Annotated in this window: 12 protein-coding genes and 1 pseudogene; 9 read left to right on the plus strand and 4 right to left on the minus strand. The window is 74.1% G+C overall.

Features of this window, described 5'->3' with window-relative positions:
* Positions 1-84 precede the first annotated feature (84 nt).
* Both OO48_RS13300 and OO48_RS13305 read left to right on the plus strand, forming a co-directional pair.
* Entirely contained in the window at positions 85-393 is a 309-nt protein-coding gene (locus OO48_RS13300; protein ID WP_209439469.1) for a hypothetical protein, read from the plus strand.
* Between the two features lie 56 nt (positions 394-449).
* Positions 450-740, plus strand: coding sequence for a hypothetical protein (locus OO48_RS13305; RefSeq protein WP_209439470.1), 291 nt, complete (start codon positions 450-452; stop codon positions 738-740).
* A 49-nt stretch (positions 741-789) separates the two neighbouring features.
* On the opposite strand, the gene OO48_RS38240 is transcribed toward OO48_RS13305, so the two are convergent.
* Complete coding sequence (locus OO48_RS38240) at positions 790-1,194, minus strand: hypothetical protein (protein ID WP_157845442.1); 405 nt, start codon at positions 1,192-1,194, stop codon at positions 790-792.
* A 323-nt stretch (positions 1,195-1,517) separates the two neighbouring features.
* On the opposite strand from OO48_RS38240, the gene OO48_RS13310 reads away from it, so the two are divergent.
* On the plus strand, positions 1,518-3,212 hold the full coding sequence (locus tag OO48_RS13310) for a sensor histidine kinase (protein WP_033215622.1): 1,695 nt from the start codon (positions 1,518-1,520) through the stop codon (positions 3,210-3,212).
* Between the two features lie 256 nt (positions 3,213-3,468).
* Here the strand turns inward: OO48_RS13310 and OO48_RS34385 are convergent.
* Positions 3,469-4,015: pseudogene (locus tag OO48_RS34385) on the minus strand (response regulator).
* A 434-nt stretch (positions 4,016-4,449) separates the two neighbouring features.
* Here OO48_RS34385 and OO48_RS13320 point away from each other — a divergent pair.
* The 6 genes from OO48_RS13320 (at position 4,450) to OO48_RS13345 (ending at position 13,185) form a co-directional block, all read left to right on the plus strand.
* Entirely contained in the window at positions 4,450-5,214 is a 765-nt protein-coding gene (locus tag OO48_RS13320; protein ID WP_033215623.1) for a ribosome hibernation promotion factor, read from the plus strand.
* 243 nt (positions 5,215-5,457) lie between these two features.
* Complete coding sequence (locus OO48_RS13325) at positions 5,458-6,324, plus strand: universal stress protein (RefSeq protein WP_033215531.1); 867 nt, start codon at positions 5,458-5,460, stop codon at positions 6,322-6,324.
* Between the two features lie 219 nt (positions 6,325-6,543).
* On the plus strand, positions 6,544-9,207 hold the full coding sequence (gene adhE, locus OO48_RS13330; protein WP_033215533.1) for a bifunctional acetaldehyde-CoA/alcohol dehydrogenase: 2,664 nt from the start codon (positions 6,544-6,546) through the stop codon (positions 9,205-9,207).
* A gap of 16 nt (positions 9,208-9,223) precedes the next feature.
* Positions 9,224-11,500, plus strand: coding sequence for a formate C-acetyltransferase (pflB, locus tag OO48_RS13335; RefSeq protein WP_033215535.1), 2,277 nt, complete (start codon positions 9,224-9,226; stop codon positions 11,498-11,500).
* A 68-nt stretch (positions 11,501-11,568) separates the two neighbouring features.
* Positions 11,569-12,384 carry a pyruvate formate-lyase-activating protein gene (gene pflA, locus OO48_RS13340; protein WP_051732088.1) on the plus strand — a complete coding sequence of 272 codons (816 nt, stop codon included), beginning with the start codon at positions 11,569-11,571 and terminating at the stop codon, positions 12,382-12,384.
* A 105-nt stretch (positions 12,385-12,489) separates the two neighbouring features.
* Positions 12,490-13,185 (plus strand): hemerythrin domain-containing protein, encoded by a 696-nt coding sequence (locus OO48_RS13345; protein ID WP_051732089.1) that lies wholly within the window; start codon positions 12,490-12,492, stop codon positions 13,183-13,185.
* 111 nt (positions 13,186-13,296) lie between these two features.
* Here OO48_RS13345 and OO48_RS13350 read toward each other — a convergent pair whose 3' ends face one another.
* Positions 13,297-13,971: a CBS domain-containing protein gene (locus OO48_RS13350; protein WP_033215537.1), complete on the minus strand. Its 675-nt coding sequence runs from the start codon at positions 13,969-13,971 to the stop codon at positions 13,297-13,299.
* Positions 13,972-14,060: 89 nt separating this feature from the next.
* On the minus strand, positions 14,061-14,522 hold the full coding sequence (locus OO48_RS13355; RefSeq protein WP_245194624.1) for a universal stress protein: 462 nt from the start codon (positions 14,520-14,522) through the stop codon (positions 14,061-14,063).
* Positions 14,523-14,688: the final 166 nt, after the last annotated feature.

The raw sequence follows: 14,688 nt of genomic DNA on the forward strand, positions 1-14,688 counted from the left end.
GTGCATCGTCCTGCCCCCGTACCGCCGTAGCACTTCGCTCGCCCCGCCAGGCAGTCCCACCGACCAGAGGAGCCGACCATGCGGATGTCCATCGCACGCGCGCTGACGGGGATGGCCGTCGTGGCAGCCGTCGTCGTGCCCGCCGGCACCAGCGAGGCGGTGGTACCGCCCGAACACGCCGTCATCGTCTGCCAGAGTGCGAGTTTCTACGCCAACTACGACAGCGCGTCGGGGCCGGTGGGGCTGGTACGGGTGCTCGGCTACGGCAACAAGGTCGGCCACACCAGGGGTGTGCACCCGGTCTACAACGGCTGGGCGGCGACGTTCGACTTCGGCAAGGGCGACTGGGGCTACGTCCGCAACGAGTGCCTGGGCGGGTACGGCTCCTGGTGACGCCCGGCGCGCACCGACCGTCCCCCCGGCCCGTACCCGACGAAGGAGAACTCCCCGTGACTGCATCCCGCACCCTCCTGCGCGTCGCCGCGAGCGCCTGCGTCCTCGTGACGGCGGCGACGGCCGCGGCCGGCACCGCCGCGGCGGCCAACGGCACCGTCGGGCACCGCGAGACCGTCTGCGCCCAGGACCTGTACGTCCGCACCGCACCGGGCGGCGCCTGGACGGGCACCCTGTACACCGGTCAGACGTTCACGGTCGAACGCGTCCAGAGCGGCTGGGTGTACGGCTTCGCCTACGGCGACATCAACCGGCACGGCTGGGTGCAGGACGGCTGGTTCTGCTGAACGCCTCCCGCTCGGGGCACCGCCGGCACCGTCGAGGAGTACGCGACGTTCAACCCATTGAGCCTTTTCGGCGGTGCAGCTCAAGGGTGAGGACCGCCTTGGCTGCCGACGTCGGCCAGTTCGGGCTGCGGCGTGCGTGCTGGAAGATTCGCCGGCGTTCGAGGGTGGCGGCGCCGCGCTCGACCGGGTGGCGGAGCCGGGCATGGGCTCGGTTCAACGACCTTTGTCCGGCGGTGGGTTCCTTGCCGGGCGGGCGCCTGGTGGGAACGGCGACCGTGCTGCCGGCGCCGGTGTGCGCCATGTCGGCCAGGGCCGGGATGCGGGGCCTGGCGCAGGTCTTGGCGATTCGGGAGCCCTGTCCGTTCTTCCCCGCCCGTGGCCACTCCGCCGTCACCCGATCAGCGGCCGCCCTGAAAAGACCCGCTCTTGGCAACTGCTTGCTGTTCGCGAGCATCCCTTCGCCTCCGACGGGGAGCGCAAGCGTCCCTTGATCCGTTCCCGTCCCGATCGGACGCCGACCGGTTCCCGTCGAAAACCCCCGCCGTCGCGCCAGGAGGGCGCGGACGCGGCGAACCGGCACCCCACGATGCCCGGCCGGGCCGGCGACGGGGCTGGGCTGTCCGGGCGGCGAGGCCGGCACCCTGCCGGGCGCGGTCCACCGCTCACGCCGTACGAGGCCGGCGCTGAGCGGATCGCCCGACCGCTCCGTTGCCGGGGTCTGCGAGAATCGGCCGGTCGGGTGGACGGGCGAGGAGGTTTCCCTTGGGCGGGGACGAGATGCGGTCGCGGGTTCCGCAACTGCGGCTGGACGAACTGCTGGAGGAGCTCCAGGCCCGGATCGACGCGGCCCGGGGCACCCGGGACCGGGTGCACAGCCTGCTGGAGGCCGTGCTGTCGGTGGGGCGGGAGCTGGACCTCACCCAGGCGCTGCGGCGCATCGTGGAGGCGGCCGCGATCCTGGTGGACGCCCGGTACGCGGCGCTCGGGGTGATCGGCCCGGACGGCACGACGCTGTCCGAGTTCCTCACCGTGGGCCTGTCCGAGGAGGAGATCGCGCGGATCGGGTCCTACCCGACCGGCCGGGGCATCCTGGGCGAGCTGATCCACCACCCCGAGGCGCTCCGGCTCGGGGAGCTGTCGGCGCACGGGGCGTCATACGGTTTCCCGGCGAACCACCCGCCCATGCGGACCTTCCTCGGCGTGCCGGTCCGGGTGCGCGACAAGGTCTTCGGGAACCTCTACCTCACCGACAAGCGGGGCGGCGAGGAGTTCGACGCCGACGACGAGTCGGTGCTGTCGACCCTGGCGGTGGCCGCCGGGGTGGCGATCGACAACGCCCGCCTGTACGAGGAGGCGCAGCGCCAGCAGCGCTGGTTGAGCGCCAGCGCCGAGATCACCCGCGGCCTGCTGTCCGGCTCCGCCCGCACGGATGTGCTCGGGCTGATCGCGCAGCGGGCGAGGGAGATCACGAGGGCGGAGCTGGCGGACGTCTCCGTCCCCGTGCCCGGCGCCGATGCGGTGCGGGTGGAGCTCGCGCTCGGCGGGGACGAGGCGGGGCGCCTGGGTCTGGTGGTGCCGTTGGAGGGATCGCTGTCGGGCGAGGCGTGTGCCCAGGGCGCCCCGGCGGCGACCGACGACCTGTCCGCCGACCCGCGGCTGGCCGCCGGCCCGCGCCGGTTCGAGGGGCTCGGGCCCGCGGTGGCGGTGCCCCTGGGCCTGGCCACCGGCCAGGTGGGCGGCGTGCTGCTGCTCGCCCGGCGATCGGGGGAGCAGCCCTTCAGCGAGGAGGAGATCGCCCCGCTGAAGGGCTTCGCCGGTCAGGCGGCCCTCGCGCTGGAGTTGGCCGAACGCCGGCGTGACGCCGAGCAGTTGGCGATGCTGGAGGACCGCGACCGGATCGCCCGCGACCTGCACGACCTGGCGATCCAGCGGCTGTTCGCGACCGGGATGACGCTGCAGAGCGCGGCCCGGTTCATCGACCACCCCGGCGCTTCGGAACGGGTGCTGCGGGCGGTCGGCGACCTGGACGAGACCATCAAGATCATCCGGTCGACGATCTTCGGTCTGCGGGTGCGGGAGGAGGGTGCGGGCCAGGGTCTGCGGGCCCGGGTGGTGCGCGTGGTCGAGGAGGCCCAGCCGTCGCTGGGCTTCGCGCCCCGGCTGAGCATGGAGGGACTGCTCGACACCGACGTCCCGGCGCAGGTCGCCGACCACGTGGTGGCGGTGCTGGGGGAGGCGCTGAGCAACGCGGCCCGGCACGCGAAGGCCCGCCGGGTCGAGGTGGGCCTCCAGGCGACGGGCTCGCGGGTCGCGCTGACCGTGCGGGACGACGGTGTCGGCATCCCGGAGCAGGGCCGGCGCAGCGGCCTGCGCAACCTCGCCGAGCGGGCGGAGGGCCTGGGCGGAACGCTGGAGCTGGCGAGCCCGCCGGACGGTGGCACCGCCCTGGTGTGGTCGGTGCCGCTGGGCTGAACCGGGTGGCGGCACGCTCACGGGAGGCGGCACGCTCACGGGAGGAGCGGTCGCCCCTCCCGGGGGAAGGTTCCGCCGGCGCGGCGGGCAGGGCGCCGACCGAGTGGACCAGTCGGCCGACCGAGGCACCGGCCAGCAGCCGCAGGCACTGCCGCTCGTCCAGTTGCGCCACGGTGTCGGGTGTCATGCCCCCATGCTCGTGCGGCGCCCGTCGGCGGGGGAGGGGTCGATGGCCCCCGGGCGGCGGCCGACCGGCTCAGCGCCCGGGACGCCCGGCCTCGTGGCCCTGGGCGGCCAGGGTCTGGGTGGCGATGACGGCGGCCTGCACCCGGCGCTCCACGCCGAGCTTGGCGAGCAGCCGGGAGATGTGGTTCTTCACCGTCTTCGCCGGGGTCGAGCATGGACTGCCCGGAGGCCACGGTCCGCACCGCGGAGACCAGGTCGGTGCCGCTGATCTGCTTGAGGACGTAGCCGGCGGCCCCGGCCATGATCGAGTCGAGCAGCGCCTCCTCGTCGTCGAAGGAGGTGAGCATCAGGCAGGCGAGGTCGGGCATGCGCGAGCGCAGTTCGCGGCAGACCGTCACGCCGTCGCCGTCCGGCAGCCGCATGTCCAGGATCGCGACGTCGGGCCGCAGGGCGGGGACGCGGGCGACGGCCTGCTCGGCGGTGGCGGCCTCGCCGATCACGGTCAGGTCGGGCTCGGCGTCCAGCAGGTCGTGCACGCCCCGGCGGACCACCTCGTGGTCGTCGAGGAGGAACACCCTGACGGGCGCGGTCGACTTCTCCGGTGCGCTGTCGGTCATCGCTTCTCCGCACTCCTGGCCCCGGCACCGGACTGTGCGGGCGACGTTCGGCACGAGTCTGTCGCACGCGGGGGCGCGCCGGTAGGGCCGGAGGTCCCGGCCGCAGCGGAACCGGTGCCCGTCGTCCGCCCGCCGGACGTCGTCCGGCGTCCCGACGGACGACGTCCGGCCCGCCGCGCAGCGGGCGTCGGGCGAACCGCGCGGCCGCGGTCCGGGACCACCGGGACACGAGCCCGGGACCGCCGGCGCCGGAACCGGGGCCCCAGGTCCCTGGGACGACCCCCGACCCCGGTCCGAGGATCTTCACCGTGGGCGACCGGTTCGGCCGGACACCCGCCCCGGCCCCCGCATCCGGCGGAGGAGCCCGGGGCCCGGTCGTCCGCAACCCCGTCGCGGCGCCCACCACCGTCCGACACACCAGGAAGGACACCGCCATGAGCCTGCGGACCCGACCCGACACCGAGATCGCGGTGACGACCCGCGGCGAGGTCACCCTCGCCGCGCCCGACTACGCCCGGACGAAGCTGCTCGCCGTCCTCGCCCGGCTCGACGAGCCGGTCCTCGCCGTCCGGGTGAAGCTCACCCAGGAGCCCCACCACGCGGTCGCCAAGCCGTCGATCGCCCAGGCCACGGTCGACCTGAACGGCCGCCCCGTGCGCGCCCACGTGGCCGCCGCCACCATGCAGGAGGCCGTCGACCTCCTGCACGAGCGGCTCCGGGCCAGGATCGCCCGGCTGCGCGGTCGGCGCGGTCACGGCCGGATCGCCGAACGGACCGCCGCCGGGCAAGAACACCGGCCGCAGCGCCGCGAGTTGGACGGCGAGGACCGCCGCGTCGTGCGGCACAAGTCCTACGGTCTGGCGCGGCGCACCACGTGGGAAGCGGTGCTGGAGATGGAGGCGATGGACTACGACTTCCACCTCTACACCGACGCGACGACCGGCTGCGACAGCGTCGTCCACCACGACGGGGCGGCGGGGACGTACCGGATCGCCACCGCCGGAGCAGCGCCGCAGGCCGAACCGGACATCCCGGTGAGCCACCACGCCGCGCCCGAACTGACCGTCGCCGAAGCGGTCCGGCGGCTCGACCTGACCGGTCTGCCGTTCGTCTTCTTCACCGACGGCGCCGGCGGCCGCGGCAACGTCCTGTACCACCGCTACGACGGCCACTACGGCCTCATCACGCCCGCGCGGTGACGGCCGCGACGGAAGGAAGGGCCCTGGTGCCGCACCCGCTTCGAGCGGGTGCGGCACCAGGGCCCTTCCGCGCCGAATCCGCCGTGCGGTGGAAGGGCGACCGGTGGCGGGCCGAGCGAGGACCTTCGGCGCCCGCCGGGTACTGCCCGGCCCATGCCCCGGGGCCCGGCCCGGGGCGAACCTGCCGGGGACGAGCCGGGCGCACGGGTGCCCGGACGAACCCCGACCCCTGGAGGTCGCACCATGTCCGATTCCGTTTCCGTCGTGGTCGTCGGTGTCGACGGGTCCGCCGAGAGCGCCGCGGCGGCCCGCTGGGCGGCGTCCGACGCCCTGCGGCGCCGCGTCCCCCTGCGGCTGGTGCACGTGGTGCCAGAGGGGGGCGGCCTGCCGCACCCGGAGGCGGCCGGAGAGCGGCTGCCGGACTTCGCGGTGGCGCTCCGGGCGGAGTTCGCGCACGCGCTGCCGCAGTTGGACGTCTCCTGCGAGGCGGTCCCCGGACACCCGTGGTCCACGCTGGTCGCCGCCGGGGAGCGGGCGGGGCTGCTGGTGCTCGGCTCCACGGGGCCGGGCGTGGTCACCGGGCGGCTCCTGGGGTCCGTCGCACTGCGCGCCGCGGGGGAGGCGCGGTGCCCCGTCGTCCTGGTCCCGGTGGGCGCCGCCGGCCCGGACGGCGGGAGCGGCGGGGTGGTGGTGGGTCTGCGGGGCGAGCGGCAGTCGGACGCCGTCCTGGAGTTCGCCTTCGAGGAGGCCGCGCGGCGCGGAGCCCCGTTGCGGGCGCTGGAGGGCCGGGTCGAACCGGACGCGCCGCTGCGGACCGACGCGCCGGTCGGCCCGGAGGAGATCCGCCGGTCCCTGGTGGAGTCCAGGACGGTGCGCCTGCGGGACGCGCTGGCCCACTGGCGGGGGAAGTTCCCCGAGGTGCGCACCGAGGCGGAGGTCTCCGGCCGGGGCGCGGCCCGGACCCTGCTGGAGGCGTCGCGCGGCGCGGACCTGCTGGTCCTGGGCCGGCGCGCGCCCGCGCACCCGATGGCCGCGCCGAAGCCGGGGCCGGTGGCGCACGCGGTCATCCACCACGCCCACGGCCCGGTGGCGGTCGTCCCGCACGACTGAACCGGACGGCGGCCGCGGCCGGGGCCCGCGCGGTCCCGGCCGCCCGCGCGCCGCCCGGCCGAAGGTCCCGGGTGCGCCGGGCGCCCGGGACCTTCGGCCGGGCGGGGTACCCCATCCGGCGCATCCCCGGGAGGAACGGGCGCGGAAGGCTGAGGAACGAAGGCGCGAGCGACCCGCGAAGGCGCCTGATCCCGGACGACGATCCGAAAGGTGGTCAGCATGGCACGCCGCCCGCAGACCGACAGCGAACCGGCCCCCGCGAGCGCTCCTCCGGCGGCGGCTCCCGCCGACGCGGCGGCCGCCGTCGACGAGTTGGTCTCCCGAGGGCTCACCGCCCTGGAGGAGTACGCCTCCTTCACCCAGGAGCAGGTCGACCACATCGTCAAGAAGGCGTCGCTGGCGGCGCTGGCCCAGCACACCGGCCTGGCCGTCCTCGCGGTCGAGGAGACCGGCCGCGGCCTGTTCGAGGACAAGGCGGTGAAGAACGTCTTCGCCTGCGAGAACGTCACCCACGTGATGGGCCGGACGAAGACCGTGGGGGTGGTGCGCCGGGACGAGATCGACGGGATCGTGGAGATCGCCGAGCCGGTGGGCGTGGTCGCGGGCGTCACGCCGGTGACCAACCCGACCTCCACCACGATCTTCAAGGCGCTGCTCGCGCTCAAGACCCGCAACCCGATCGTCTTCGCCTTCCACCCGGCGGCGCAGCGCTGCTCGGCCGAGGCGGCCCGGATCGTGCGGGACGCGGCGGTCGCGGCGGGCGCCCCGGCGCACTGCGTGCAGTGGATCGAGCACCCGTCGATGGCGGCGACCGGCGCGCTGATGAACCACCCCGGCGTCGCCACGATCCTGGCCACCGGCGGCAACGCGATGGTCAAGGCCGCGTACTCGTGCGGGAAGCCCGCGCTGGGCGTGGGCGCGGGCAACGTGCCGGCGTACGTGGAGAGGAGTGCGGACGTCGAGCGCGCGGTGAACGACATCGTGCTGTCGAAGTCCTTCGACAACGGCATGATCTGCGCCTCCGAGCAGGCGGTGATCCTGGACACCGAGCTGTACGACGCGGCGATCGCCGAGTTCCGCAGGCTGAAGGCGCACCTGGCGACGCCCGAGGAGAAGGCCAAGCTGGAGCGGCACCTCTTCGGGGTCGGCGCGGGCACCGACTGCGCGGGCGCGAAGCTGAACGCCGAGGTGGTCGGGCAGTCGGCGCCGGCGATCGCACGGGCGGCGGGCTTCAAGGTGCCGGAGGACACCTCGGTGATCCTGGCGGAGGTCGGCGGGGTCGGCGAGGCCGAGCCGCTGACCCGGGAGAAGCTCTGCCCGGTGCTGGCGGTGCTGCGGGCGGACAGCCGGGCGCGGGGCGTGGAACTGGCGCAGCGGATGGTGGAGTTCAACGGTCTGGGCCACTCGGCGGCGGTGCACACCGAGGACGCGGCGTTCGCCGAGGAGTTCGGCACGGCGGTGAGGGCCTGCCGGATCATCTGGAACGCGCCGAGCTCGCAGGGCGGTATCGGCGACGTCTACAACGCCTTCATGCCCTCGCTGACGCTGGGCTGCGGCAGCTACGGCCACAACTCGGTGTCGGGCAACGTCTCGGCGCTGAACCTGGTCAACATCAAGCGGATCGGGCGGCGCAACACCAACATGCAGTGGTTCAAGGTCCCGCCGAAGATCTACTTCGAGCGCAACTCCATCACGTACCTGACCAGCATGCCGAAGGCCCGCAAGGTCGTGGTCGTCACGGACCGGACCATGGTGGAGATCGGCCACCTGGAGCGGATCCGCACCGTGCTGGACCGGCGCCGCGAGCCGGTCGAGGTGCGGGTCGTCGACGACGTCGAGCCGAACCCGAGCATCGACACGGTGCGCCGGGGCGCGGAGCTGATGCGCGCGTTCGAGCCCGACACCATCGTGGCGCTGGGCGGCGGTTCGCCGATGGACGCGGCGAAGGTGATGTGGCTGCTGTACGAGCACCCGGAGGTCGAGTTCGCGGACCTGAAGGAGAAGTTCTTCGACATCCGCAAGCGCGCCTTCACCTTCCCGGACCTGGGCGAGAAGGCCAAGCTGGTGTGCATACCCACCACCTCGGGCACCGGCAGCGAGGTCACCCCGTTCGCGGTGATCACCGACACCGCCACCGGCCAGAAGTACCCGCTCGCCGACTACGCGCTCACCCCCAGCGTGGCCATCATCGACCCGGCGCTCACCACCCGCCTGCCCAAGGACGTCACCGCCGACTCCGGCTTCGACGCGCTGACGCACTGCATCGAGACGTACGTGTCGGTGTACGCCAACGACTTCACCGACGGCCTGGCGCTACAGGGCGTCCGGCTGGTCTTCGAGAACCTGGAACGGGCCGTCACCGACGGGCCCGGCGACCCGGCGGCCCGGGAGAGGATGCACAACGCCGGCACCATCGCGGGCATGGCGTTCGGCTCGGCCTTCCTGGGCGTGGTGCACGCCATGGCGCACACCCTGGGCGCGACCTTCCACGTCGCGCACGGGCGCACCAACGCGCTGCTGCTGCCGCACGTGATCCGGTACAACGGGGCGGCGCCGACCAAGGTGACCAGCTGGCCGAAGTACCGCGCCTACGTGGCGCCGGAGCGCTACCGGCAGATCGCCCGGACGCTCGGCCTGCCCGCCGACACCCCCGAACAGGGCGTGGAGTCGCTGGCCGCGGCGGTCGAGGAACTGCGCGAGAAGGTCGGCATCCCGCGCTCGTTCAAGGACGCCGGGGTGGACGAGGCGGCCTTCCTGGCGGCGCTGCCGCAGCAGGCGATGAACGCCTACGAGGACCAGTGCGCGCCCGCCAACCCCCGGATGCCGATGCTGCACGACATGCAGCAGCTGATGACCTGGGCCTACTACGGCGACCAGAGCTGAGACAAGGACACCCGAGATGACCACCTCGCAGCAGCACCCCGCCACGTCCGCGCCGACCGGGGCCTGGGACGGCTTCAAGGGCGGCCTGTGGCGCGACGCGATCGACGTCCGCGACTTCATCCAGCAGAACTACACCCCCTACGAGGGCGACGGCTCCTTCCTGGCCGGCCCGACCGGGCGGACCACCGGGGTCTGGCGGAAGATCACCGCCCTGTTCCCCGAGGAGCGCGCCAAGGGCGTCCTGGACGTCTCCCACGACACGCCCTCGACCATCACCGCGCACGCCCCCGGCTACATCGACCGGGAGAACGAACTGGTCGTCGGCCTGCAGACCGACGCCCCGCTGAAGCGGGCGATCATGCCGAACGGTGGCTGGCGGATGGTCGCGGGCGCGCTGGAGACCTACGGGTACCCGGTCGACCCGGAGCTGGAGAAGGTCTTCACGGCCTACCGCAAGACCCACAACGCGGGCGTCTTCGACGCCTACACGCCGGAGATCCGGGCCGCCCGCAAGGCCGGGATCGTCACCGGCCTGCCGGACGCCTACGGGCGCGGCCGGATCATCGGCGACTACCGGCGGGTCGCGCTGTACGGGGTGGACCGGCTGATCGCCGCCAAGCGCGAGGAGAAGGCGTCCCTGGACGCGGCGCCGAGCGACCCGCGCACGCTGGAGGACACCATCCGCGAGCGCGAGGAGCTCGCCGAGCAGATCCGCGCCCTGGAGGAGCTCAAGGCGATGGCCGCGAGCTACGGCCACGACGTCTCCGGCCCGGCGCGCACCGCCCACCAGGCCGTCCAGTGGCTGTACTTCGCCTATCTGGCGGCGGTGAAGGAGCAGAACGGCGCGGCGATGTCGCTCGGCCGCACCTCCACCTTCCTGGACGTCTACCTCGAACGGGACCTGGCAGCCGGGCTGTTGACGGAGGAACAGGCACAGGAACTGGTCGACGACTTCGTCATCAAGCTGCGGATCGTCCGCTTCCTGCGCACCCCCGAGTACGACGAGCTGTTCTCCGGCGACCCGACCTGGGTCACCGAGTCGATCGGCGGCATCGGCACCGACGGCCGCCCGCTGGTCACCCGCACCTCGTTCCGTTACCTGCAGACGCTGTACGACCTGGGCCCGGCGCCGGAGCCGAACATGACGGTCCTCTGGTCGCCGAAACTCCCGCAGGGCTTCAAGGAGTTCTGCGCGCAGGTGTCGATCGACACCTCCAGCGTGCAGTACGAGTCGGACGAGCTGATGCGCCCGCGCTCCGGCGACGACACCGCCATCGCCTGCTGCGTCTCCGCGATGGAGGTCGGCAAGCAGATGCAGTTCTTCGGCGCCCGGGTCAACCTCGCCAAGACGCTGCTCTACGCGATCAACGGCGGCCGGGACGAGAAGTCCGGCGCCCAGGTCGGCCCCGCCACCGGCGCGCTCACCTCCGAGGTCCTGGGCTACGACGAGGTGACGGCCCGCCTCGACCGGCAGCTGGAATGGCTGGCCGAGACGTACGTCCACGCGCTGAACGTCATCCACTACATGCACGACAAGTACGCCTACGAGCGCCTGGAGATGGCCCTGCACGACCGCGCGGTGCGCCGCACCATGGCCTGCGGCATCGCCGGCCTCGCGGTCGCCGCGGACTCGCTCTCCGCGATCAAGCACGCGAAGGTCCGCCCGGTGCGCGACGGGACCGGCCTCGCGGTCGACTACGAGATCGAGGGCGAGTACCCGGCCTACGGCAACAACGACGACCGGGCCGACCAGATCGCGGTGCGGCTGGTCGAGGAGTTCATGCGCAAGGTGCGCAAGCACCCCACCTACCGGGGCGCCGAGCACACCCAGTCGGTGCTGACCATCACCTCCAACGTGGTGTACGGCAAGAAGACCGGCGCGACCCCGGACGGCCGCCGGGCCGGCGAGCCGTTCTCGCCCGGCGCCAACCCGATGAACGGGCGCGACACCCACGGGTACGTGGCCAGCGCGATGTCGGTCGCGAAACTCCCCTACGACGCGGCCCAGGACGGCATCTCGCTGACCAACACCGTCACGCCCGACGCACTGGGCCGCACCCCCGAGGAGCGGGTGCGCAACCTGGCGGGCGTGCTCGACGGGTACACGGCCGTCGGCGGGTTCCACATGAACGTCAACGTGCTGAACCGGGAGACCCTGCTCGACGCGATGGAGCACCCCGAGCAGTACCCGCAGCTGACCATCCGGGTCAGCGGCTACGCGGTCAACTTCGTCCGGCTGACCAGGGAACAGCAGCTCGACGTCGTCAACCGCACCTTCCACGGCTCGCTGTAGCCCGCCCACGCGGAGCGCGGCCCCCGGCCCACCGGCCGGCGGCCGCGCCCCCGACCGAGGAGCCCGCCATGGCCGCACCATCCGGACCCGACCTGCCGCCCGGCCCGCCGCCCGCCCCCGCCGCCACGCCGGCCGGAGCCGCCACCCGGCGCCCGGTCACCGGAGCGGTCCACTCCTGGGACCTCTCCACCGGCGTGGACGGCCCCGGCACCCGCTTCGTCACCTTCCTGGCCGGCTGCCCGCTCGACTGCCTCTACTGCCACAACCCCGACACCCGGCGAACGGGCAACGGCAAGCGCACCAGCGCGGACGAGGTGGTCGCGGAGGCGTCGAAGTACACCGCGTTCATCCGCGCCGCGGGCGGCGGCGCCACCGTCAGCGGCGGCGAACCGCTGCTCCAACCGGTGTTCGCCGGCGAGCTGTTCCACCGCTTCAAGCACGAACTCGGCCTGCACACCGCGCTGGACACCTCCGGCTACCTCGGCCCGCGCGCCAGTGACTCCCTGCTCGCCGACGTCGACCTGGTCCTGCTGGACATCAAGTCCTGGGACCGGGCCCTGTACCGGCGGCTCACCGGACGCCCGCTGGAGCCCACCCTGGACTTCGCCCGCCGCCTCGCCGACCTCGGCAAGGACGTCTGGGTCCGCTTCGTCCTCGTCCCCGGCCTGACCGACCCGGCCGACAACGTCGAGGGGGTGGCCGCCTTCGCCGCCGTGCTGGGCAACGTCTCCCGGGTCGACGTCCTGCCCTTCCACAAGCTCGGGGCGGCCAAGTGGACCGCGCTGGGCCGCGAGTTCACCCTCGCGGGGACGCCGTCCCCGACGCCCGAACAGGTCGAGGCGGCCCGTACGCGCTTCACCGCCCACGGCCTGCACGCCGTGTGACCGCCCACCGGTGGGCGGCCCGGCCCGATGGCCGACGGCAGAGCCGGGACCGCTAGGCTTCGGCTCCCCGGAACGATCACCGTTCCCCCGCAGAAGTGGACCCCGATGCCCGCCACCGCCGGCCAGGTCACCGCCGACAAGCGTCTGGACCCGCAGGAGATGGTGGTCCTGCACCGCGTCTTCCGCCGCGAGATACCGCTCCTGGCCGACCTGGTCGAGACCGCCGCCCCGGGCGACCGGCGGCGCACCGCCGTCCTCGCCGACCACCTCGACCTGCTCCTCGGCGCCCTGGGCGAGCACCACGAGGGCGAGGACGACCTGCTGTGGCCCAAGCTGCGCGAGCGTGCCGTCCCGGGCACCGACGTCGTCGTGCGGATGGCCCACCAGCACGCGGCCGTCGCCGACGCGCTGGCCGCGGCCACCGAACTGTCGCACGACTGGCGCGCCCGGGCCGACCGCGACACCGCCCTGCGCCTCGCCGAGGCCCTGCGCGCGCTCGACCGGTGCGCCGCGGCCCACATGGACGACGAGGAGGAGCACCTCCTGCCCCTGATGGCCGACCACATCACGGCCCGCGAGTGGTCCGAGGTCGGTGAACGCGGGCGCCGCAGCGTCCCCAAGGCCAGGCTCCTGGTCTTCCTCGGCGCGATCCTCGAGGACGCGACCGCGCGGGAACGGCAGCTGTTCCTCGCGCAGATGCCCGCCCCCGCCCGCCTCCTGTGGCGCACCCTCGGCATCCGCCTCTACCGGCGCACCACCACCCGCGTCCGCCGGACCGGCGCCGAGACCCCCCGGGGGTAGCAGTCGGCCCCAGCTGCGGGAGGGCGGGCCCCGGGCCCTCCCGCACCGTACGGGTGGGGTGACGGAGGCGGGCGGGCCCGGCCGGGGCCCGGTGCGGCGGATCGGTGCCGCTCAGCGCTCCGCGCCGGGGCCCGCCGTGTCGTCGGTGCGGTGGTCGAGCAGCACGGTGACGTCCACGACGCCGTCCACGCTGCGGCACAGGCGTTCCAGCACGTCGGCGAGGCTGCGCCGCTCCACCGTGCCGGTCAGCGTGACCCGGCCCTCCTCGACCGTGACGCCGAGGCCGTCCGGGGACAGGCCCATCGCCCCGTCGAGGACGTCGTGGCGGATCTCCTCCCGGATCGCCCGGTCCTGCCGCAGGAAGACCCGCAGCAGGTCGCCACGGCTGACGATGCCGATCAGCCGGCCGGCCTCGTCGACGACCGGGAGCCGCTTGAGGTGCGCGTGCTGCATCCGACGGGCGGCTTCCACGACCGTCCACTCGGGGCGACAGCACAGCGCCGGGCGGCTCATCAGTTCGCCCGCGGTGGTGGCCCGGCTGCGGGCGGCCTGCTCGGGGGACAGGCCGGGCACGAGCAGCAGGCCGGCCGGGTCCTCCCGGGCGCACTCGCCGAGCAGCAGGTCCGCCTCGGAGACGATCCCGACGGGCCGGTCCTCGGCGTCCAGCACGGGCACCGCCGCGACGTCGTGCTCGGCGAGGAGCCGGGCGATCTCCTTGAACCCGGTGCCGGGCCGCACGCTCACCACCGGACGGGTCATCAACTGGCCCACGCTTCGGTGTCGCATCGTCGCTGTCCTTCCTGTTCCTGTTCCTGTTCCTGTTCCTGTTCCTGTTCTTGCTTCTGCTCCTGCTCCTGCTCCTGCGCGGTCGCGGGTCATCGGGCGGAGGCCCGGGCCGCGTCGTGGCGGACCACGACGACGGGGCACGGCGCGTGCTGGACGCAGTGCTGGCCGACCGACCCCAGCAGCGCCCCGGCGAACCCGCCGTGGCCGCGGCCGCCGACCACCAGCAGTTCGGCGCCGCGCGCCGCGGCCAGCAGGGACGCGACCGCGCCGCCCCTGACCACCCGGGCGGCGATCCGGACCGGTCGCCCGGGGCCGGCCGCCTCGGCGACGGCGGCGTCGAGGGTCTTGCGCGCGATGCCCGCGGCGAAGTCCGCGTCGTCGGGGTGCCCGGACCAGCCCGGCGCGGACAGGTGCTGCCAGGCGGTCACCGCCTCGACGTCCGCACCGACCGCGTGCGCCTGGCCGACGGCCCAGCGCAGCGCGTCCACGGAGGACGGGGACCCGTCCACCCCGACCACGATCCTGCGCGGTACCACGTTCTGCTCCTGCACGGTGTGCCTCCTGGTTCCCGGTGATGACTCCACCTTCGTGCGGCGGCGCCCGGCGCCGTAGGGCCGCTGGGGCCGGGCGAGGGGGCCGACCGTCCCCGCCGCGCGGACCCGGGCTCCCCGGCGGCGGCAACATGCCGGACGGGGGCCCAACGAGCGCAGGCCGGTG

The sequence above is a fragment of the Kitasatospora phosalacinea genome, from assembly GCF_000716545.1.
Taxonomy (GTDB): Bacteria; Actinomycetota; Actinomycetes; order Streptomycetales; family Streptomycetaceae; genus Kitasatospora; species Kitasatospora phosalacinea.